Raw genomic sequence first — 22723 nt, 5'->3', positions numbered from 1 at the left:
GGTCAAAATACCGAAATTTATACATCATAGACAAACATCAAGGGAGAGGAAATTAAATGAAAGTCATTCGATCATATGCTTCACCAAATAAATCTGTGAATGTGCAGCGGATTCTACAACAACTCGTTGAATTAGAACTGGAAAGATTCGTTAATAATAAGACTGTAAACTCACCAGCATCTCATGAAAAAATTGCTCTAGGCGGTGATTGTGCATGAGATGTGCAGTATATGCTCGTGTTTCAACGGAAATGGATTCACAAAGGACATCGATTGACAACCAAATTGGCATATTCAAAAATTACGCCGCTGAGCGTGATTGGGAAATCGTAAAAATTTATACGGACAAACAATCTGGTACGAAAGGAAATCGACCTGGTTTAAAAGCTCTGATTGAAGATGGAAAAGCCGGAATGTTTGATGTTATTTTGGCGAAAGAGTTATCCCGCTTGGCGCGTAATGGCCGACTATCATATGAGCTTCGTGATATTTGCCAATTCAATAACATTCATATTGTTTGCTTGGACAATTCAATTAACTCTATTGAAGGAAATGTTCAGAACTTCGGATTATTTGCTTGGCTATATGAGAACGAATCGGCCAACAGCAGCCGCCGTAATAAACAGGCTAAAAAGGTAAAAGCGCAACGAGGATTATTCGTCGGCTCGAACCCTCCATATGGTTACTATAGTAAGGATGTAGTTCTTAAAGTAAGAAATGACAATACCCCCGATATTGTTCGCTGGATTTTTCAAGAGTATTTAAACGGAACAGGGATGGATACAATCGCAAAAACCTTAACTGAAAAAGGTATTCCAACTCCAGCACAAGTGGCAAATAAGTCAAACGCCTCAATTTTGTGGCACGGTACAAGTATTAAGGGAATATTAAACAATCAGCATTATTGTGGTGATCTTGTCCAAGGCCGGACAGAAACTATTTCTGTGACATCTTCAAAGCGTAGAGAATTATGCGAAGAAGGTGTCGTGATTAAAGAAGGTACTCACGAAGCGATAATCCCGAAGGAAACCTTCAATGCCGTACAAGCTATGATACAAGGCAGGACAAGAACAGCTACCGCTCCAAAGAAACATCTTTTTACAAATATCCTGTATTGCGAGGAATGTCAAAAAGGTATGTGGTTTAAGGACAATCAAAAGGGCTACCGTTGCGGAGGAAATATTAGACATGGTGATACCTTTTGCCTTAATAAAGTCGCTATTCGGGAAAAAGAGCTTATGCATGTAATTATGGAGGACTTACAAACGCTCTTTGACTCATTAAAAGAGGAAACCTTTTTGAATGCTCTAATGAACAAGCTAAATATCAAAAAACGCAATGTTGTAAAAGAGCTGGAAAAGGTCCAATCCGAAATAGAAACTTTACGTAATAAAAAGCTGGAGTATGTAGATCTCTACACTGAAAATGTTCTGACGAAAGAAGATTTAGTTGAATACCGGGAATTAACGGACAGCAAGATCAAGGAGCTTCAAACCAAAAAGGCCGAACTTAATGAGAAACTACAGGAATGCGACAACGAGGACTTCGCCATTAATATCGGTAAAAAATTGAAAGATGTCCTACACCTAAAAGAATTAACGCCGCAGGTCCTCCATTCCCTGGTTGAGAAGGTCACTTGTAAGAATGATGGCACTGTCCATATTCAATACAGCTTTGTAAATCCGTTACATGAAACGTAAAAAGGCAACGCCCAATGGGTTAGTTGCCTTTCTTTAAAATGAGTTGCGAGATACACTCCACGTGGCTGGTATGCGGAAACATGTCCACCGGCTGAATATATTTTACCTCATAATTCTTGCCCAAAACTTGAATATCCTTCGACAACGTAGATGGGTTGCAGGATACATAGATTAATTTTTTCGGTTTCACTTGTAGAATGGTTTGGATCAGCTGACTGTCAAGACCTGTTCTCGGCGGATCGACAACCACAACATCGGGCTTCCATCCCTTTTTCACCCATTTTGGCAGGACTTCCTCCGCTTTTCCCGGAACATATTTCGTATTCGTGAAGCCGTGCCGCTTTGCATTTTTCTTAGCATCCTCAATTGATTCTGGAATAACGTCCATACCGCGGACTTCTCCAGCTTGGTCTGCCAGCCACAATCCAATAGTTCCAACTCCACAGTAAGCATCTAGAACTTTTTCCGTTCCTGTAAGTTCTGCCGCTTTTTTCACTTCATTATAAAGCTTTAATGTTTGAGTTGGATTCAGTTGGAAGAATGTTCTTGCGGAAAGCTCGAACTGCAAATCTCCCAATGTTTCTTGGATAAAATCCTCTCCTGCAAGCCTTACCGTTTCTTCCCCAAAAATCAGCGACGTTTTTTCACCATTAATATTTTGGACAATTGATTTTACATTTGGCAGCCTTTTTTGGATTTCTTCAATAATCAGTTCTTTTTTTGGCAGTTCCTTTTTGAATGTAATTAACACAACCTGTAGTTCGCCTGTCTGGACACCGACACGGGTGACAATGGTGCGGACAATCCCTTTTCGGGTTTTTTCATTATATATTGGTATGTGTTGGTCTTGTAAGATTCGCTTCACAATGGCCGTTGCTTCATTTGTTTGCGAATGCTGGACCGCACATTGATCAATATTGATTAATTGGTGAGAATTTAAGCCGTAAAGACCGGCAAGCAGTTTTCCGTTTTTCTCACCCACTTGAAAACTGCTCTTGTTGCGGTACCCCCATGGATTCTCCATACCTATTGTTTCACGGACATCGAGTGTTTCGAGATTAAGCTTTGTATGCCGTTCAAGAGCTTGAATAACGATATCGCGTTTTTCCTTCAGCTGCTGATTGTAAGCGAGGTGCTGCAGCTGGCAGCCGCCGCATTGTTCGTAAACCGGGCAAAGCGGATTCACCCGATGCGGTGACTTGATACGAATTTTTTTTATCTTTGCTTCGGCAAATTTAGGATGGATTTTTGTTGCTTCTGCCACCACTTCTTCGCCAGGAAGGGCCCCTGGTACAAAGACAACCTGCTTTTTAAAATAACCGACACCTTCTCCATTTATCCCCAGTCTCTTAATTGTCAGCGGGAACGTCTGCTTCGGTTGGATTTTAATGGATTGTTCTTTTTTCATTACGATCACTCCAAATTTATGCAATGCCCATATTAGGGCACTTTCATCTATAAAAGTTCATTATCAACGTATTATAGCACGAAACCGGGTAAATCCGAATTCCATAAAATGTATCCCTAAACCGAAAAAGGATACCGAAATGGTACCCTTTGTTTTCTATGCACTTGGAAATTGAATAATGAAAGTAGTGCCAATTCCAGGTTCGCTTTCTACTTTTATTTTTCCTTTCATTGCCCGAATCAGCTGATAAGAGAGGGTAAGGCCGACACCTGTGCCTTTTTCTTTTGTTGTATAGAAGAGTGTCCCTAGTTTTTTAATTTGACTCTTGGTCATGCCTACTCCTCTATCCGTGATTTCGATGGAAACCCAGCCATCCTTTTCATTTGTACACACGGTAAGAGTGCCGCCTGTGTTCATTGCCTCAATACCATTCTTGATAATATTGACTAAAACCTGCTTGATTTCTCCCTTGTTTCCTTTGATAAAAAGGGAATCCTGGACATCTGTTTCTATCGTGATATTTTGAATATTGGAATACGATTTCATGAGGGCAACAGTTTTCATAACCTCCTCCGAAATATTAATGGAGGACAATTCTTCAGTATTAGGCTTTGCCAACGAAAGATAATCATTGATAATGGACTGGGCATGGTCAAGTTCGCTTAATGCAATTTGAATATAAGACCTCTGTGATCCCTGTAAGTTATCATCATCAGAAATTAACTGCAAAAATCCCCGTACTGCTGTTAATGGATTTCTCACTTCGTGGGCTACAGAAGCCGCCAGTTGGCTGACTACGTTTAGTTTTTCATCTTTTTGTAACTTTTCACGCATGGCCATTCGATGGTTCACATTTTCTATTAAAAAGACCACTAATATTAAACATAACCATGTTAAAGTATAAAAAACGAGCATAAAATAAATTTGGGAAATCTCATTTTTGGAAAATAAAGTTAGCATGACAATAAAGGTGTTTACCCAAAAAATAATACTAATAAACAGAAGTTTGTGATTCTTATGAAAGGACTCAAACTTTTTCCCCATAAAAATCAACACTGCGCAGGTGATAGAATAATTGATTAGAACAACATAAAATCCTTCCCCCCCAATAATAAAACGGTAAACCAATAAAATAACACCGGTAATTAGTCCTGGGACGGTCCCCCCATAAATAAATGAAATGATAAACGGAATAATTCTAAAGTCATAGACATAACCCTCAGAAAATCGAATAGGGAATGACATTGACAAAAGCAGGACAATAATCATGATAATGGTGAGGATTGAATATGGCTTTCTTCGTCTGCGTTCACTTTCGTTAAAAAATAAATGATAAACAAAAATAGGAAAGAGGATCATTAAAACTTGAAACAACATAACCTTTACATAAATGGACATGGGCGCACCTCGAAGGGAAATACTTCAGGCAATATTTCAATTATTATAAAGGTTATTCCGTGCCATGTAAATCAATATTTGTAATTGTTGAATAACGTTCAGAAAAGTAAAACCGGACCTCGAAGAAATCCGGTTTTACTTTTTCATTAAATAATCAAGGCTTTTGAATTTATAGCCTTTCTTTTTCAAGTCCTGAATTGCTTTTTCCAATGCATCAGCATTATCCTTGGATACTGAATGAAGCAGCAGAATACAGCCAGGATGAATTTGTTTCATAATATTGTCATACGAATACTGCCAGCCTCTTTGCTGGTTAATATTCCAATCCACAAAGGCAAGCGACCAGAACACATGAGTATATCCTGCCTCTTTCGCCACCTGCATCGTTCTTTCACTAAAAATACCGCGCGGCGGACGTAAATACTTCATATCCTTCTGTCCAGTTAATTCTTTTGTCTTTATTTTAACTTTATCAAGTTCTTCACGGATTTTCGCTTCACTCATGGTGGTGAAATCCGGATGGCTCCAGGAATGGTTTCCGATAATATGCCCTTCTTTTACCATTTGCTTTGACAGTTCTGGCTGAGATTCCAAAAAGTGGCCTGTCACAAAAAAAGTGGCTGGAACCTTTTCCTCTTTTAACACTTCAAGAATTTTGGGCATAAAGCCGTTCTCATAACCAGCGTCAAAGGTCAGGTACAAGGTCTTGGTGCCCGGATCACCTTTATAATACGCACCGTATTTAGCAAGAATCTCATTGTACTGGGCACCGGCATCCGGCTGCTCTTCATTCACGGCTTTTTTAAACCCCCAGTGAATGGGCTGATTCGACACCGCGTATGTAATATTTGGAACCAATAGAAGCATCAATCCCATAATGGAGACCATTATTTTTTTCATCCATTTTCCCCCTATATTGTTTTTTATAGTATTCGTTTTAATGGGGAAAACATAATTGGTAGATTGTGGTTTGTGTGGGTTGTAAATGCGGCCTTTCGTTCCTCCTGATCAGTTAATGATAAAATATAGGTTGCAATTCTGGAGTTTGGAAGATGAAGAAAGCTGTGAAGTTCGAAATTCGTTATTGGAGAATTAAAAATGAATAAGCGGTCTTGAATGGCTTTTAGATGGGCGTCTCTAGAAACAAATTGACAATAAGGGTAAATCCAGGTCATTCGGTGATATGTCATTGGCAATTTAAGACATCTTGGACATTGAACCGGTTAAAAATATCACCGTCATTATATTGAGTCTATTTATGACATCGTGATTTTTAGGTGTATGACTCTTTATTAAAAGACTGTTTATATTTTCGAAATCAGTTTCATTTACAAGCCTTCGACCAAATCTATTCTCAGATGTCTCTATACTATTTAACAAGTTCACCGCTCTTTGTATTCTTTTGTGACCTTCGGTATTTCCCTACCCAATAATGATTTCGGTGGATGTTTATAAGTCAGCCGAAAATCATAAGAAATATAAATTTTGTCTTAGTTAATACATACAGCTCTTTTCTGCATTAAAAACCAACTTCAATGCTTTATTTTTGCTATTTTGTCTTTAAAATACTTTATTAAAGACAACTTACTATTGCTGACTGCCAGTTTTGTCTTTAAGACACTTTATTAAAGACAGTTTCCCCTTGCTAATTACCAGTTTTGTCTTCAAGCCCCTTTATTAAAGACTGTTTTCCCTTGATGACTGCCAATTTTGTCTTTAAGACGCTTTATTAAGGATTGGTTCCCCTTGCTAATTACCAATTTTGTCTATAAAACGCTTTATTAGTGACAGATTTCTTTGATTAAATCTCCAAAATTTACTCGTGATTCTCCTGCAGCCTTCCCTCCAATCCTTCTACTTTCATTAATAGCTTATGGCACAGTCAGGTTCCTTAACAAACAAATAAATTTCTCCTTTTTAATTTTACCTATATACTTTTTGACTAAACCATCAAAGTTCCGAAATAATTTAAAATCAATTCTACATAACTCCGTATTATTTCTGCAAAATTTTACATAAATTGGATTCACGCAAATCAAAAAAAATAGACCCGCCCCATGAGCGAGTCTATCTTAACAAAATCTTTTATTAAAAACCGGTTCCTTAAATTGTGCTAATTTTTCCAAAGAACTTTTGTCTACATCTGCGTGCAGGCTGTTTCCGTGGGAGTCCATTGTTACAACAGCGCGGAAGCCTTCTACACGAAGGTGCCACATAGCTTCTGGAATACCGAATTCTGTTAAGTCAACACCTTCAACTGCTTTGATACAGTCAGCATAGTATTGTGCGGCACCGCCGATTGCGTTTAGATATACACCGCCATGCTCTCCTAATGCAGCTAAAGTCTTTGGACCCATGCCGCCTTTACCGATGACAGCGCGGATGCCGAATTTCTTCATGATGTCGCCTTGGTATGGTTCCTCACGAATACTTGTAGTTGGGCCGGCAGCTTTTACTTGCCAATTGCCTTCTTCGTCTTTTAACATAACCGGACCGCAGTGGTAAATGACTTGACCGTTCAAATCAACTGGTGCATCATTGTCGATTAAATATTTATGGATTGCATCACGGCCAGTGTACATGCGGCCATTGATTTCTACTACATCGCCGACTTTTAGAGAACGAATTTGTTCTTCTGTAATCGGAGCTTGAAGTTGAATGACTTCATTCTCCGTGCTCTTCGCTGCAGCAGTTTCTTTTTCTGCTTGGCTTGCACCAAAATCAATAAATTCGCCATCTTGGTATGCCCATTCGCGAATCTCGCCTGTTTGTGCATCCACACTTACACCCATGCGGCGGAATGCCCAGCAGTTATAAGCAACCGATACATAGAAGCTCGCAGGAATACGGTGCATAACACCAACTTTACAGCCTAAAAGGGTAGCTTCGCCGCCGAATCCCATTGTTCCGATACCAAGTTTATTGGCATTTTCCATTACATATTCTTCAAGCTTACGAAGGTCTTCGTTAGGGTTTACATCTTCAACTGGTCGGAATAATTGTTCTTTTGCTAAATCGTAACCAGAAGAACGGTCTCCGCCGATACCGACGCCGATGAATCCTGCGCTGCAGCCTTGTCCTTGTGCCTGGTAAACAGAATGCATGATACATTTACGGATACCATCAAGGTCTCGGCCGGCACGTCCTAGTCCTTCTAATTCACATGGCAGGCTGTATTGAATATTTTTATTTTCGCAGCCGCCGCCTTTTAAAATTAATTTAACATCTATATAATCTTTTTCCCATTGTTCGAATTTCACAACTGGCAGGCCTTCACCAAGGTTATCACCACTGTTTTTTCCAGTTAGGGAATCGACGGCATTTGGACGCAATTTTCCGTCTTTTGTTGCCTGAACAATGGCGTTTTTAATAGCCGCTTTGAGTTCTAATTGGTTTACGCCAACAGGAGTTTTCACTTTAAATGTAGGCAGTCCAGTGTCCTGGCAGATTGGTGAAACATTTTCATCAGCCATAGCAATATTATTTGTAATAGTTGCAAGGCTCATGGCTGCTCTTGTGCCGGAATTTTCCTTTTCTTTTGCTGCTTTTACAGCACGGCGAACATCTTTAGGAAGCTTTGTGGAAGTTTCAACAACCAGCTGGTACATGCTTTCTTCAAATTTTGCAATATTCACGTTTCGAGTTCCCCTTTCCCTTGTTCACTTCTATCTATTTTAATTTTACAACTATTCGCAAGTCTTAATTATACTCCTCTAAGCTTCAGATTTAAAGGATAAGCTTGCAATCGATTACAACCGGAAAAGCTCAAGCTCCTTCGGAACAAGCACAGCTTGTTCCTGCGATAATTATGCTTAGCGGCTCTCCTTTGTGTTCAGCGTCAGGCATAGTAAATGTTCTAAGGCTCTAAGAGTCGCTTTTGACTTTTTAGGGCCGCAAGTTATTTAACCTCGAGAGGCTTGGAGTCAAAGCTAAACAATTATCAAAGACAAAAAATTTAATCATCAAAAAAAGCCTGCTGATTTAAACAGGCTCTTCGATTTCACGGTTATTGAATTCTCTGCATTTGGATTCCATTTCATCGAGAATGGAAATTAATCGATCAATATCCTCAAGATCCGCTTCTTCTGGATCGATCGCATCTAGTACGTCAATAAACATATTTAAACGCTGCTTTAAAAAGCTCACTTGTAAATTCTTGTCATTTGTGGGGCTTCCCATTTATTTCGCTCCTTTCATTACCGTTTTTATCCTATCTAATTTTCTTAGCTTTGGCAATGGTTACTTATATTTTGTCCAGTCTTAAAAAATAAAGGCTGTTTTCGTAAACTATGTTGTTATGCCAAGAAAAGCGGTGGTTTATTCAATTTAGGAATAGCGGACTCTGCGAAAAAGCTGGATTACAGGATAGCCCCCTTGGAAGTAAAAAATAAGCGGAAGTTTTCCCGTTATTTGCAAAATTAAGAGCTTAAATAGTAAAAAATAAGCGGAGTTTTTTCCGTTATTCAATGAAAAGCACCCGATTTTAGCAGTTTAAAATCAAATAAGGGAAATTTCTCCGTCTATTTCAGCTAATTAACATCCAATTTCCTAGATAAGGGGAATTTCTACCTCTATTTTTTGAACGAATCTTAAAAAGTGAGCAAAAAGCAACAATCTTTTAGAAAAGAGCCAAAATAAAAGACCCCCTAAACTAAAATTGGGAGTCCACTTTTCTTTCGTTTTATCTTGGCCGTTCAGATGCAACAAAGCCAAAGGAAACATAGTCCTGGACTGGAATCCATGCTCCGATTCCCTGTGAGGTAACGTTTTTTACAACTATAAATTTACGATTTCCCTTCAGCATTAAATAAACTTCACCATAGGTTACCTTTCCCTTTTCACTGATAGCAGGTGCGTATGCGTAAAGATATCCTAGACGTTTTGCCGGGATATTGTAATAATGATCATTCTTTGTTCCTGCGCCGATGACGGTGTCAAAAGATAATGGAAGATTCGTTTTTTTCATCGACTTGAGCAGCATCATTTTCTTAACTTCTTCGGCATTCGTAATTTTTGATGTCAAGCCGCCTCTTACAATTTTTTGTGATTCCTGAACATACTTGATTTGATAAGGAGTATTTCCGCCGCGATTATCATAATAATTGGTATTGATTTTTTGATACTCCCAATTTGGCGAAGTTTCAGCTGATTCATAATTCAATGCCCACTGGCCAAGATAGATGATAGCGCGGTAGCCGATAGCAAATGGCGTGCTATTAATGCTTGCCTCATTCAGCATCCTGATTAAATCAGGATTTTCAATTTTTACATTGGAAGAGTTTATTAATTTTTTGGTTAATTCACTCGGCTGTAAATAGGGCAGATCTTGGGTCGAATTTGGATAGGTATTTTCCTTTGTAATATTCCGGACGGATGCTGGAATTTGATATTTTGCCGGTTCCTTTTTGGCTGGTGCTTTTTCAGCTTGTGCGGCTGGAACCATTGTAACCATTAAAAGCAAAGTCATAAGGACAGCGATTAATTTTCTCACTGAGTTAACTCCTTTCAGTCATGAATAAAGTGAAACTTCAATTAGCGGGTGTGTTTCTCTCCCCATTCATTGAGTCCCGTTTTTACGGGCAGTTATCCCCCAACTTTTGCTTCCCGTAAACATTAAACTAAAAAGCTGGCTTACCGTAGTGTTAATGGGGAAATCAATCAGTCTGATAGTAGTTTTTTCGGAGAAGGTAAATATTATCCATCTCCCATCAAAGCTTTTGAAATAAATTAAAAAAATCAGCTTAGTGAGTTATAAAAAAGTAATATATTTGTAATAATCAGAACATTTACAAAATTGAAATTTGGTTTTATAATAATCTTAACCTTTCAAAAAAGGAGGGCAGCAATCAATCGGCATACCATATTCGATGAATAAGGAGGTAGGGATTCTCTCAAATATGACAGTCAACACTCGTGTTTATCCTGTGAACAAGTAAAACATGAAGGTTGGTGATTGATGGTCCCAAGTACGGCGATTGATGGTTTACCTTATCATAAGTTGAAATGAAATTGAAAGTACATGAATAGGAATACAAAAAAGACTCTAAACCGCCCCAGGTTTAGAGTCTTTTTTGTATTTATCCCGCTATAATAAGTAGAATCCTATCCCCATAATGATATAGGCCGCCAATAATGTCAGACCTTCAAACCAGTTCGTTTCACCGTCATTGGATATAACGACCATTAAAAGGACGGATGAAACCATGGCGATAAGCTCCTGCCAGGTGAACAACAGCGGCATGGTTTTATCAAAGAATAATGATAATAGAACAAGCACTGGAGCTACAAACATGGCGACCTGAAGGGTGGAACCTATTGCGATTTCAACAGCGACATCCATTTTGTTTTTCACTGCCATTAACACGGCAGAAGCGTGTTCTGCGGCATTTCCGACAATTGCCACAATAATTATACCGATAAACAGCTCTGACCACCCGAATGATTCTGCCACATATTCAAATGTATGGACAAGGTGTTCAGATATATAAGCCACAATAAGGGTTGCTATTAATAAAACACCAATGGATCTTCCAATTCCCCATTCCGGCTCTTCATCATGATGATCAGCCGGTACATCGGATTGATAGACCCCGCGGTGTGTAACCAGCTTGAAAAATAATGCCGCTAAATATAGCAAAATTAAGGTAATGGAAATGCCTATACTTAGAGATAATTTTTTCGTCCCGCTCATATCCACCGAAAATACTTCAGGGATGACAAAGGCCACAATTATGGCAAACATCAGCAGTCCTGAATTATGACGTGCATCATACACATTAAATTTCTGCCGTTTAAATTTCAATCCTCCAACAAAAAAAGAAAGTCCAGCCACGAGCAGTAAATTTCCTAAAACAGAACCGGTCAAAGACGCAAGAACAACTCCTACGAGTCCTGCTTTTAATGAAAAGATGGAAATGATCAGCTCAACGGCATTACCAAACGTTGCATTTAATAATCCGCCAATTCTCGGACCTGCCACAATCGCCAGGCTTTCTGTCGCCCTTCCCATATAACTCGATAAAGCAACAATGGTTAAACAGTATATAATAAATAAAAGAATACTTGGCCAATGCATAAAAGTTCCAATAAGTGATACTGGAACACCAATAAAGGTCATCAGCATAAAGATCTTATTTGTCAACGGACTTTCCCTCCTTAATACAATCATTTCCTCAATTTCCAATAAAAACAATACCATTAATAAAAATGACAACACAATATATTTCTTGCAAAAACTCAATATTCTCGTTACCATCATGAAAGAACTATTTTACAAATGAGGAAACCTTTATGAATAAAAATTGTTTTCTTTTATGGATTCTTGTTTTAATTGTTGCGGTATCTGGCTTTTCCCAAGGGATGCTGCTCCCATTAATTGCGGTCATTTTCGAAAAATCCGGTGTGTCATCTAGTTTAAACGGCCTGAATGCCACAGCTCTTTATATAGGCATTTTGCTCGTTTCTCCATTTATGGAACCGCAGCTTCGAAAATTTGGCTATAAACCAGTTATTATCTTTGGAGGCGGACTTGTTGTTGCCTCACTTGCACTATTTCCACTATGGAAAACGTTTTGGTTCTGGTTCGCTTTAAGAATGGTCATCGGAATTGGCGATCATGCCCTTCATTTTGCAACCCAGACATGGATTACCACCTTTTCCCCAGCAGATAAGAGAGGAAGAAACATCTCATTATATGGTTTATTTTTTGGAATCGGTTTTGCCGCCGGCCCATTGATGACGCCATTAGTCAATGTGAATGAAGCATTGCCATTTGCTATTTCCTCCATCATTTGCTTTATTGGCTGGGTGTTCGTATTTACATTAAAAAATGCCCATCCTGAGCAAGAGGTAAACGTTACTTCTTTTCTTGCCACCCTTAGGCAGTTCCGAAAAGCATTAAAAGCTGCCTGGGTGGCCTTTTTACCGCCATTAGGATATGGTTTCTTAGAATCATCTCTTAATGGCATTTTTCCCATATATGCCCTAAGAACAAATATGAATGTTTCAACTGTTTCCCTTGTATTATCGGCATTTGCTATTGGCAGTATCCTTACTCAGCTGCCCTTAGGGATGTTAAGTGATCAACTTGGCAGAAGAAAGGTCCTCATGACCGTTCTTTTCCTGGGCTTTTGCAGCTTTACGGCGGCAAGCTTTTTGGAGCATTCTACAATCGGCTTATGTATGGCCATTCTGATTTCGGGAATGCTTGTCGGTTCAACCTTCTCGCTGGGAATCAGCTTTATGACCGATTTAGTGCCCAAAGACTTATTGCCGACAGGAAATTTATTATGCGGGATGTTTTTCAGCCTGGGCAGCCTCTCTGGACCTATCATCGGCGGCTTATTTATCAAATACCTGCAGAATGTTAGTTACTTTTATATTATTAGTACTATTCTTCTTTCTATTTCATTTATTATTTTTATTTTTGGAAAAAGAACGCAGCTTATTCCTCAAAAAGAAATATAGTCAGCAATTTCATATTCAGTGCATACAATATGTGGTAAGATAAAATAAAATAATAATTAGGAATTCTGCTGTCATCATTCGATGACAGCTTTCGTGTTTTTTAGGGGTAGTGAGGTTGATTATTTTTATCAATTGGAGTTTGACTATAAATAATAATAATTATCAATTGTTAAATATATAAATTCCTACAAATAGATATATATAATGATTTCTATTATCAATTAGGTATTCATTTTATCAGTTATAATTGACCAATAGCTTTTCATAAACTATAATTTTCCTAAGGAGGAGAAACAAATGAATACCGAAGCGAAAACCCTAACGAAGGGAATGCCCAAAGCCGGCTTCTTTGAAAAAGTAAAACCGCATGCTGAGCTGATAGCTGCAGGTGTAAGCGGAGTGCTAATTGTTGCAGGCTGGATCTTTGATAAATATGAATTGGAGTTTTATTCCATTCTTGCCTACCTGCTGGCATTCGTAATTGGCGGCTTCGCCAAGGCACAGGAAGGTATTGAAGCAACCATTGAAAATAAAGAATTAAACGTGGAGATGCTGATGGTTTTTGCAGCAATAGGGTCTGCGATTATAGGCTACTGGACAGAAGGAGCGGTGCTGATCTTTATTTTTGCAGTCAGCGGGGCCCTTGAGACTTATACCATGAATAAAAGCCATAAAGAAATTTCCTCCCTAATGGAGCTGCAGCCTGAAGAGGCGCTTCTCATTGTAAACGGCACAGAACAACGCGTACCAGTTTCGGAGCTTCGGGTTGGTGATCACATTTTAATTAAACCTGGTGAGCGTGTCCCATCGGATGGAATTATTATAAAGGGTCATACCAATATTGACGAAGCTGCTATTACCGGGGAATCCATGCCTGTTTCCAAAGGCAGTGATGATGAGGTTTTTGCCGGAACGGTCAATATGTCTGGTGCCATTACCGCCCGTGTGGCAAAGGCTAGCAGCGATACATTATTTCAAAAGATTATTCAGCTTGTTCAATCCGCCCAAAGCGAAAAATCACCTTCCCAGCTGTTCATTGAGCGATTTGAAGGAACATATGTAAAAATAGTTCTCCTAGTTGTTGTAGCAATGTTTTTCGTGCCTCACTTTGTATTAGGCTGGACCTGGCATGAATCCTTTTATCGCTCCATGATTTTATTAGTGGTCGCCTCCCCCTGCGCTCTGGTAGCGTCCATTATGCCGGCAACACTCTCGGCCATTTCAAATGGGGCACGGCATGGGATTCTCGTAAAAGGCGGTGTCCACTTAGAAAACTTGAGCCATTTAGGAGCGATTGCCTTTGATAAAACCGGCACCCTGACAAAGGGAAAACCAGAAGTAACAAATATCATTGTAAAAGACACGCTTGACCGCGATAGTTTGATTTTAAAAGCAGCTTCAATTGAAAATCAGTCAAATCACCCGCTGGCACAAGCCATTGTAAAATATGCGAAACAACATCTAAAACAGGATCTTCTCGCCCCTGACAGTTTAGAAGATGTTCCAGGCTGGGGGATCAAGGCGAAAATCAGCGGCGAACAATGGAAAATTGGAAAAGCCGCGTTTGTTGGAAAAGAAGCGGTCGAGAACTTTGCTGATGGAAAAGTTAAGGAATTAGCAGAACAGGGAAATACGCTTGTTTTTATTGAAATTGATGGAGAACTCAGTGCAATGATTGCCTTAAAAGACGTGGTTCGCGAGGAAACAAAGCTTGCGATTGACCATTTGAAAAAACAAGGAATCCGAACCATCATGCTAACCGGGGACAGTGAAAAAACAGCAAGAGCCATTGCGGCAGAAAGCCATGTTGAGGAGTTTTTTGCAGAATGTCTTCCGCAAACGAAGGTAGATCATCTAAAAGAACTAAAATCAAAATATCAAACCGTAGCAATGGTTGGCGACGGAATCAATGACGCACCAGCCCTGGCAATTGCCAATGTAGGTATTGCAATGGGGGGAGGAACCGATGTCGCATTAGAAACAGCTGATGTCGTCTTGATGAAGAACGACCTGCCGAGAATTTCCGAGGCTGTCCGTCTTTCACAACGAATGAACCGAATCATTAAACAGAATGTTATTTTCTCCATATCTGTTATTATGGTTTTGATTTGCTCTAATTTCTTTCAATTCATTGATCTGCCCTTTGGGGTTATCGGCCATGAAGGAAGTACCATCCTTGTTATTTTAAACAGCCTGCGATTACTAAAATCTTAAGACCGGGTGATTTTTCCCCCGGTCTTTTTGTGCCATTTTTATATGGTTAGTGATATCCGTTAGATCCATTCGCGGATCCAGATGTTTTATTTCCCTTGCTGCCTTTACCCTTTTGTTTCGTACTGCCATCTTTTTTCGTATGTTTAGTCAATGTCCTAACCTCCCTTATTTGAGAGCCTTTAGTACCCATCGTACCGCGGCCCTATATCTAGTTTGGTCAGATAAATTATTTTCATAAAGGTAACTATTAGCAGTTGGAGCGGTTTTTTTCACTGTAAAAAGCATTGATTTCGCCCCCCAGAATTATAATGAAAGCGGAAATATACAGCCATATCATCAAAACAATGATAGCCCCAATACTTCCATACGTGACCGTATAGTTGCTAAAGTTACTGACATAAAAGGAAAAGCCCAGCGACGAAACAATCCATCCAATAGCAGCAAAAACAGCCCCTGGAAATGCACTTCTGCAACGGAGCCGGACATTCGGCGCAATCCAATATAAACCTGTAAAAACAATAAACAAAATAATCGCACTAATGACAATGCTTAACGTATGCCATAAATTAAGAAATAAATCAGTATAGCCAAATTGAGTAAAAATAAATTCGCCGATTTCTCTGCCGAATATTGGTAAAATCAAGGCCAATAAAAAAACAAAAATCATGCCAAATGTAAGAAGAACCGCCATTCCCCTTGCTACAATGAATGACCTGCTTTCCGGTACATTGTAGGCTTTATTAAATGCCCTCACAATAGCATTAATTCCATTGGATGCCGACCAAATGGTCCCGATAATCCCGAATGACAGCAATCCCCCACTGCGGTGGCTCATAATTTCATGAATTGTTTTTTCAATGAATACCATGGCATCTACTGGGGCAAATTCCCGAATAATTCCAAGCATATCCTGCTGCGTGATTGGAATATAGGGAATTAATGTAAACAAAACAATTAAAAGCGGGAAAAGTGAAAGCAGGAAATAATAGGCCAGTTGAGCACTTAATCCCGGGATATCGTCTTCACTGATCCGGTGCCAAAGTAATCGTATTAAGGAGGAACGGACATTTTTATTCTTTTCCATCATCACCTCTCCTTTTTACACAATGACTTATTTTCGTTCAATCAGATCCTCCATCAGCTCGTTATCGTCATCTTTCGTAAAAGTATCCTTTGTTTCCTTTATGATATCAGTTACCTGCGGTGTTAATTCACGAATTTCTTCAACTTTGTCAGTAAGATAGGCAAAATCCTCACTTACTTCGTCAATCATAGATTTGATTTTTGTCACAGTTTCTTTCGGATGTTTAACCGTGTCATATACCTTGCTGGAAGCTTTTTGGACATTTCCCTTCATTACCTCACGGGTATTTCTATCAAATAAACTAACGGCTCCCCCTGCAAGTGCCCCCAGGAACATTCCTTTCCAAAAAAGATTTTTCTTTGTCATATTTATTCTTTCCTTTCTTTATCTACATGTTTTATATTTATTTTGCTTGATACTGAACTATGATGCAAGTCCTCTAAGTTTAGACGAGAAGATAAGGTTTGTATTGACAGAATAGCGTATAAGTGAAAAGATGAAACTAAAAGCTAAAGGGGGCTTGCACGTGGATTTATCACAAAAGACAGTCGAAAATGTGGAATTTATGATTGAAACTATTAAAGAAAAATTAAGGGTCTTAAATCTTGGGGCGATTAAACCCTCTCACTTTGATGAAGAAATGTATGAGGAACTAAAGGAAATTTACGAAATGGTCCTCAGGAAAAGCTCCTTCAGCCCTAATGAAATGCAGGCATTAGTTGAAGAATTAGGAAACTTGAGAAAAAAATAAAAGACCAGCGCACGGGAAGCCGTCAGTATTCCCCGCGCATGGTCTATTTTTTTACTCTTGTTCGGTTAAGATGATTGGTCCGTCTTTTGTGATAGCAATGGTATGTTCATATTGTGCAGAGTAGGTGCCATCCACTGTGCGTGCTGTCCAGCCGTTATCATCCATTTTCGTATAATGCATGCCGATATTAACCATTGGCTCAATGGTAAATACCATTCCCTCTTTAATACGCAGCCCTTTACCCGGCAGGCCATAATGCGGAACATCTGGTTTTTCATGCATGACCGCGCCAATGCCATGGCCAATAAAGTCGCGTACTACCGATAGTCCTTCTCCCTCGACATACTGCTGAATCGCATGGCCGATATCGCCGATACGATTACCGGCTGCCGCCTGTTCAATTCCCTTATAAAGTGCTTCCTTTGTTACTTTTAATAAATGTTCCGCTTCTTTAGAAACTTCTCCTACTGGATAGGACCAGGCAGAATCAGCGAGTGCCCCATTGTATCTAACAACCATGTCGATTGTCACAATATCGCCTTCATTAAGCGGCTCTTTCCGTGGAAATCCATGGCAGATTTCATCATTAATACTTGCACAGGTTGCATATTCAAACCCTTTATAGCCTTTTTGCTCAGGAGTGGCATCATGTTCACTCAAGAATTTTTCCACAAACTGATCAATCTCCCATGTGGTTATTCCAGGCTTAATAATTTTTGCAATTTCTTTATGGCAGTCAGCTAATATTTCGCCGGCTTTTTTCATGGCTTCAATTTCACGTTGTGATTTTAGGACGATCATATCTCAAGGTCCCCTTCCTTTTTTTATTATTTTATGTATTTATTAACCATAATTTTCTTTGTTTTAAGTAACTCATGGGTATACATTTGGAAACACTATTAATATTAACCCTATCCTTTTTATTTTTCAAAATAACTTTATTTAAATTTCATCATTTTGTAATATAAGATTTGTTCTTAATATGGTTCTTTTTAATTCTTTTTGGTAAAATGAACGTATATTATATTGAATTAGGTGTGTGAGACTCATGATTGGTGACCGCGTAAAAAGATTTCGCTCAGAAAAGAAAATATCACTCTCGGAACTTGCTGAAAAAGCCGGTGTTGCCAAATCTTATTTAAGTTCCCTTGAAAGGAATCTGCAGCAGAATCCTTCGATACAATTCCTTGAAAAAATCGCCCATGTATTGAATATTCCTGTTGAACATTTAATACATGAACAAGTGGATAAAACTGAATTAGATAATGATTGGATGAACTTAGTAAAGGAAGCTATGAATTCTGGGGTTTCTAAGGATCAATTTCGCGAATTCCTTGAATTTAACAAATGGCGGAATAAACAATGAAATCAGTAAGTGAATCCTATAGATAAAAAAGCATTCTGCCCATTTCATTGGCAGAATGCTTTTTTATATGTACTTAAGAGTACTCTTTTTGTTGGTGAAGGAAGGACTTGATTTCCTCTATAGTTAACCCTAGGTTTTTTGCCTCATTTATGAGTGCCACCCATTCTTCATCCAGTACTTCAACCGTTTTCTCCTCTACAATCACTCATCTCACTCCTAAAATACTTTTTCGTATTCCAGGTAACCCGGCCATCCTAGCAAGTCCCTCACTTACCTTAGATCCTCGGCTTTGCGTCCCTATTTTTCAACAGGTTTGCCTTTTTCTGTTTTGATTACATCTTAAGTACCGCAACTTAATAATCATTCTTTAGGACTAATTTCTTATCTCTTTATTAATATGTTCATTATATCTAGTCCTTTTTTATCTAAGTGTTAGATTTTGTCAATTACTTTTTATTTTTAAACTACATTTTCTCCCAATATCTGCTAAAATTCTACACAATGCTTCATTTCTATATAAAAAAAAGAGAAAGTTCCCCTGTGAACCCCTCTTATTCCCATGTTTTATTTAAATTATCTAAAGTATTTTTGAAAAGCACCTATTAATTTCTGAGGACTTAACTCAGTGCTCACTGTTTCATTTGATTGTATCGTAATTAATGAACAGGAAACACCAACTTTACATGCATCTTCTATACTCAACCCTTTTAAATATCCAAATAGAATTCCTGCTATCAATGAGTCTCCAGCTCCTGTAACGTCCGTAACTGAAATATCCGGGGCAATCAGAGCACCTGCTTCCCCGTCTTTTGTAAAGAAGATTAACCCTAAATTTCCTCTTGTAATAACAACATTGTCAGCACCCATATGTAATATGATTTCGGCCGCCCGAAAGAAATCACCTTCCGTCTGAATTTTCATTTTCGATAAGGCCTCTGCTTCTATATGATTGGCAATCAGCCATGTCACACCTTCTAAAGATTCAGGAAGTTTCTCAGCTTTAAATGCGGAAACGGTTGCAACACAAAGCGGAATTTTATGCTCCCTGCAGGAGGTGATCAGCTGTTCAATAATATTTCTTGGAAAATTAGTATCAAGCAGCACTATGTCAGCATTTCGAAGGTAATTCCAGTTTACTTTAATAAAATCTTCCTCAACCGCATCATAAATTTCCATATCGGAAAGAGCGAGAAGCATTTGTCCATCGCGGTCGAGTACTGCCGTATAGCTTCCCGTTGTTTTTCCGTGAATCACCTTTGTTGGAGCTGTATTCACATAGTTCTTGCTATTTTGCAGCAGCCATTTACCTTCAGCATCATCGCCAATGTAAGACAGAAGTGAAGAGTTAAAACCAAGTCTCCCCAGATTTTCCGCTACATTTCGGGCAACGCCACCTCTGGATTTTTTGCTGACTGCTGGATTGGAAGTCTCAAATGTTAGATTTTTTAGCACTTGAATTTTTTGATCCACATTTGCACCGCCAATGCAGAGAATTGTTCTCTCCTCTGGCGCTTTACATTTACGTTTATCAATCTTTCCAGTTTGAATGAGAGAATCAATCGTTTCATTTACCTCATGAAGAGATAAACCCGTTTTTTTAGCCATTGCCTGCTTTGAAATTGATGGATTAGATTCGATTAAATTTAATATCAACCTTTCTTGATGACTCATCATCGCAGGCCCTCCTCCTTTAAAACATGGTAAAAAATTTTTTTGGATGTATTATGACATAATTTTTTGTCTAAATTGTGAAATATAACATATAATGATAACAAGAGATAATTTTCTAAAATTTATAATTTTCATTTAAATGGTGGTGAGTAAAATGACGATTCTTCATGTATTAAATTTTTCGATTCCTATCGCCTTTATCGCATTTGCTGGTTTCATTCTTGACAAAATGTGTAAACCTTCAAAAAAAGAAGAAAAAGCTGGCGAAGAGTGAAATCAACTTTTTTAAAACACTCGTTTCGCACAGCTTTTTTTCTATTTCAGCTTCGTTTGTATCTTCACCTCGTAATTTTTAAACAGGGACGAGTTTGTTGTTTTTCCTCGTTTTGACATCATCTGATTAAAGCGAAGAAGTTTTTCGTTCAGCCTTTTCTGCAGACCTGCGCGTTCTTCGCTATCGTCACATTTCTTTATCAAATCTTCAATCGTCATTAATTCTTGACGTATTTGGCCTTCTTCCTGGGAATAACCTGCATTTTTCAATAATTTATAAGCCATACGCAATTCTTCCGGTATGCCTGATAAATCCTCCAGTTTTAATGGTCTACCATAGCCAGGCAGATGATCAAACTCTCCGTTTTCGTATGCCTTTTTAATTCGTTCTTCTGAGATTATCTGAAACATATCCATGTCTCAAGCCCTCCTATTGAACCATTATGACAATTATAACAAAATGGGCACAGTGGCAGGTAGTGTAACTATCAAAATTTTTTGGTAATGATTTCACTGCTTTCGGGAATGCTACTGATGAAACCGAAAGGAGTGTGGAAAATGGGTCGTGGAGAACATTTTAACCATAAAAATAAAAGACATCCAGGAAACTTGCCAAATAGCAGTTTCGCTGCCGCAAAAACTTCAAAAGAAGAATTAGGTGACGAGGAATTTTTAGTAACCAGGGAAGCTTTTAAAAACAGAACCGAAGAAGAGGAAACTCGAGGCGATACGGCGCGAGTGCTTCCAAAACAAAATGACTAATAAGGCGTGAGGATTCACGCCTTTTTTATGATGTGGCAGAACTCGATATTTTTCAGCCATTCAGCTAAATTTTTAATATCATTTGAAAAAACCCGGTCTTTTTGAATCGAGGAAACCTGTTCGCGCCCTTTTTTAAAAAATGTTTTTGTCAGAGAGGCCATTTTATCAATGCCCCGGTATTCCACTGCCTGCATCGCACAAATCAATTCAATTGCCAGTACCGCCCTCGTATTTTGGATAATCTGATAGGCATGTCTTGCGGCAATAGTGCCCATGCTCACATGATCTTCCTGATTGGCCGAGGATGGAATGGAATCAACACTTGCTGGATGTGCCAGCGTTTTATTTTCGGATACCAATGATGCGGCCGCATATTGCATAATCATCGCCCCGGACTGTAAACCAGGCTCTGGACTTAAAAATGGCGGCAAATCATTCAGCTGCGGATTTACAAGTCTTTCAATCCGTCTTTCTGAAATATTGGCAAGTTCAGCCACAGCCAGTTTCATGAAGTCCATTGCAAACGCAATGGGCTGTCCATGAAAGTTTCCACCCGATATAACCATTTTTCCTTCATCAAAAATTAAGGGATTATCTGTTGCCGCATTGATTTCAATCTCCAGTTTTTCTTTGACATAATCAAGAACCTGCCAAGAGGCCCCATGAACCTGTGGAATGCAGCGAAGTGAATAAGCATCCTGAACCCTTTGCTCCCCTTGCTTTGTCGTTAATAAACTATCACAAAGATAACTGCGTATTCTAGCTGCCGTATCAATCTGCTGTTTGAAACCTCTTGCAATCTGGATTTTTTCTGCAAAAGCATCAATAATGCCGCGCAGCCCTTCTATCGTCATCGATGCAATCAGTTCACTTTCAAAAGCCAGCTGCTCTGCCTCTAAATAGCCGACCACCCCCATCGCCGTCATCGCCTGAGTGCCGTTAATCAGAGCTAGCCCTTCTTTTGCCTCTAATGTGATTGGCCGAAGCCCCTCCTGCTTTAATACTTTGAGAGCTTCCATCCGATTACCCTTATAAAAAACCTCTCCTTCCCCAATTAACACTAATGCGAGATGTGATAACGGAGCCAGATCTCCGCTTGCACCAAGTGATCCTTGCTGCGGAATCACTGGGATAATATCTAGATTTACCAGTCTAAGCAGCATCTCAATAACCTTTGGCCGGATTCCTGAATAGCCTTTTAAAAGTGCATTGGCCCGGAGCAGCATCATTGCTTTTGCAACAGTCTTAGGAAACGGTTCCCCCACTCCGCAGGCATGCGAGCGGATTAAATTCAACTGCAGTTCCTGTACATCTCCCTTATCTATTAAAACATCACTAAATTTCCCAAACCCTGTAGTAATTCCATAAACATTTCGTCCCTCAGCAACTATTTTTTCCACGGCTTCACGGCTTTTGGCAGCGGCCTTCATACTTTCCTCGGATGCATGAACCTTCTGCCCCCGGAATAATACTTCTTTTAGATCTTTTAGTGTCAGGCTATGCCCTGTTAACATAACCATTCAATCCCACTCCTCTACCACTGTAGTAAAATAAAGAAAGAGGCTGGATTCGGAATCTCATTAGATTTGAATCCAGCCTCTATATGGGTCATTTGGAAAAATTGCATTTTC

21 protein-coding genes and 1 riboswitch are annotated in these 22723 nt (G+C 39.1%); of the genes, 7 read left to right on the top strand and 14 right to left on the bottom strand.

The window, feature by feature from the left end; all coding sequences use genetic code 11:
* The first annotated feature begins 56 nt into the window (after positions 1-56).
* Entirely contained in the window at positions 57-218 is a 162-nt protein-coding gene (locus M3183_RS14075; RefSeq protein ID WP_251470694.1) for a hypothetical protein, read from the top strand.
* Positions 215-1699, top strand: a complete 1485-nt coding sequence (locus tag M3183_RS14070; RefSeq protein ID WP_251470693.1) for a recombinase family protein — start codon at positions 215-217, stop codon at positions 1697-1699. The genes M3183_RS14075 and M3183_RS14070 overlap by 4 nt, the downstream gene beginning before the upstream one ends.
* Positions 1700-1718: 19 nt before the next feature.
* Here M3183_RS14070 and rlmD read toward each other — a convergent pair whose 3' ends face one another.
* The 7 genes from rlmD to cax form a co-directional block, all read right to left on the bottom strand.
* Positions 1719-3107, bottom strand: a complete 1389-nt coding sequence (gene rlmD / locus M3183_RS14065; RefSeq protein ID WP_251470692.1) for a 23S rRNA (uracil(1939)-C(5))-methyltransferase RlmD — start codon at positions 3105-3107, stop codon at positions 1719-1721.
* Between the two features lie 156 nt (positions 3108-3263).
* Positions 3264-4505, bottom strand: a complete 1242-nt coding sequence (locus M3183_RS14060; protein ID WP_251470691.1) for an ATP-binding protein — start codon at positions 4503-4505, stop codon at positions 3264-3266.
* A 135-nt stretch (positions 4506-4640) separates the two neighbouring features.
* Positions 4641-5393, bottom strand: a complete 753-nt coding sequence (gene pdaA, locus M3183_RS14055) for a delta-lactam-biosynthetic de-N-acetylase (protein ID WP_251470729.1) — start codon at positions 5391-5393, stop codon at positions 4641-4643.
* 1184 nt (positions 5394-6577) lie between these two features.
* On the bottom strand, positions 6578-8140 hold the full coding sequence (locus tag M3183_RS14050) for a fumarate hydratase (protein WP_311315373.1): 1563 nt from the start codon (positions 8138-8140) through the stop codon (positions 6578-6580).
* A 346-nt stretch (positions 8141-8486) separates the two neighbouring features.
* Positions 8487-8684 carry an SE1561 family protein gene (locus M3183_RS14045; RefSeq protein ID WP_251470689.1) on the bottom strand — a complete coding sequence of 66 codons (198 nt, stop codon included), beginning with the start codon at positions 8682-8684 and terminating at the stop codon, positions 8487-8489.
* 502 nt (positions 8685-9186) lie between these two features.
* Positions 9187-9948, bottom strand: a complete 762-nt coding sequence (locus tag M3183_RS14040; protein WP_396953723.1) for a YfkD family protein — start codon at positions 9946-9948, stop codon at positions 9187-9189.
* Between the two features lie 642 nt (positions 9949-10590).
* Positions 10591-11673: a calcium/proton exchanger gene (gene cax, locus M3183_RS14035; RefSeq protein ID WP_285879825.1), complete on the bottom strand. Its 1083-nt coding sequence runs from the start codon at positions 11671-11673 to the stop codon at positions 10591-10593.
* A gap of 122 nt (positions 11674-11795) precedes the next feature.
* On the opposite strand from cax, the gene M3183_RS14030 reads away from it, so the two are divergent.
* Positions 11796-12971, top strand: a complete 1176-nt coding sequence (locus M3183_RS14030) for an MFS transporter (RefSeq protein ID WP_251470683.1) — start codon at positions 11796-11798, stop codon at positions 12969-12971.
* Positions 12972-13268: 297 nt separating this feature from the next.
* Complete coding sequence (locus M3183_RS14025; RefSeq protein WP_285879801.1) at positions 13269-15185, top strand: heavy metal translocating P-type ATPase; 1917 nt, start codon at positions 13269-13271, stop codon at positions 15183-15185.
* A gap of 247 nt (positions 15186-15432) precedes the next feature.
* Here the strand turns inward: M3183_RS14025 and M3183_RS14020 are convergent, their stop codons facing one another.
* A complete protein-coding gene (locus M3183_RS14020; RefSeq protein ID WP_251470681.1) occupies positions 15433-16269 on the bottom strand; it encodes a YihY/virulence factor BrkB family protein in 837 nt (278 codons plus the stop codon).
* A 27-nt stretch (positions 16270-16296) separates the two neighbouring features.
* The gene (locus tag M3183_RS14015; RefSeq protein ID WP_251470679.1) at positions 16297-16635 is read right to left on the bottom strand and encodes a YtxH domain-containing protein; all 339 of its coding nucleotides are present in this window, start codon (positions 16633-16635) and stop codon (positions 16297-16299) included.
* A gap of 160 nt (positions 16636-16795) precedes the next feature.
* On the opposite strand from M3183_RS14015, the gene M3183_RS14010 reads away from it, so the two are divergent.
* Positions 16796-17020 carry a DUF1128 domain-containing protein gene (locus M3183_RS14010; RefSeq protein WP_251470677.1) on the top strand — a complete coding sequence of 75 codons (225 nt, stop codon included), beginning with the start codon at positions 16796-16798 and terminating at the stop codon, positions 17018-17020.
* 51 nt (positions 17021-17071) lie between these two features.
* Here M3183_RS14010 and map read toward each other — a convergent pair whose 3' ends face one another.
* Complete coding sequence (map, locus tag M3183_RS14005) at positions 17072-17821, bottom strand: type I methionyl aminopeptidase (protein WP_251470676.1); 750 nt, start codon at positions 17819-17821, stop codon at positions 17072-17074.
* A 247-nt stretch (positions 17822-18068) separates the two neighbouring features.
* Here map and M3183_RS14000 point away from each other — a divergent pair, with 247 nt between their 5' ends.
* Positions 18069-18386 (top strand): helix-turn-helix domain-containing protein, encoded by a 318-nt coding sequence (locus M3183_RS14000; RefSeq protein WP_251470675.1) that lies wholly within the window; start codon positions 18069-18071, stop codon positions 18384-18386.
* 73 nt (positions 18387-18459) lie between these two features.
* Here the strand turns inward: M3183_RS14000 and M3183_RS13995 are convergent, their stop codons facing one another.
* The 3 genes from M3183_RS13995 to M3183_RS13985 all read right to left on the bottom strand — a co-directional run bounded on the left by M3183_RS13995 (position 18460) and on the right by M3183_RS13985 (position 20747).
* On the bottom strand, positions 18460-18591 hold the full coding sequence (locus tag M3183_RS13995) for an anti-repressor SinI family protein (protein WP_251470674.1): 132 nt from the start codon (positions 18589-18591) through the stop codon (positions 18460-18462).
* A 31-nt stretch (positions 18592-18622) separates the two neighbouring features.
* Positions 18623-18714, bottom strand: a riboswitch (cyclic di-GMP riboswitch).
* Between the two features lie 245 nt (positions 18715-18959).
* Complete coding sequence (locus M3183_RS13990) at positions 18960-20060, bottom strand: carbohydrate kinase (protein ID WP_251470673.1); 1101 nt, start codon at positions 20058-20060, stop codon at positions 18960-18962.
* Between the two features lie 312 nt (positions 20061-20372).
* Complete coding sequence (locus tag M3183_RS13985; RefSeq protein ID WP_251470672.1) at positions 20373-20747, bottom strand: DnaJ family domain-containing protein; 375 nt, start codon at positions 20745-20747, stop codon at positions 20373-20375.
* Between the two features lie 141 nt (positions 20748-20888).
* Between M3183_RS13985 and M3183_RS13980 the strand changes: the two genes are divergently transcribed.
* Positions 20889-21092, top strand: coding sequence for a hypothetical protein (locus M3183_RS13980; protein WP_251470671.1), 204 nt, complete (start codon positions 20889-20891; stop codon positions 21090-21092).
* Positions 21093-21106: 14 nt separating this feature from the next.
* On the opposite strand, the gene hutH is transcribed toward M3183_RS13980, so the two are convergent.
* Entirely contained in the window at positions 21107-22612 is a 1506-nt protein-coding gene (gene hutH, locus M3183_RS13975; RefSeq protein WP_251470669.1) for a histidine ammonia-lyase, read from the bottom strand.
* Between the last annotated feature and the right edge of the window lie 111 nt (positions 22613-22723).

The organism is Neobacillus mesonae, from assembly GCF_023715155.1.
Classification (GTDB): Bacteria; Bacillota; Bacilli; order Bacillales; family Cytobacillaceae; genus Neobacillus; species Neobacillus mesonae_A.
The sequence above is the reverse complement of the archived record's forward strand: the minus strand, read 5'-3'. Positions and strand labels throughout refer to the sequence as shown.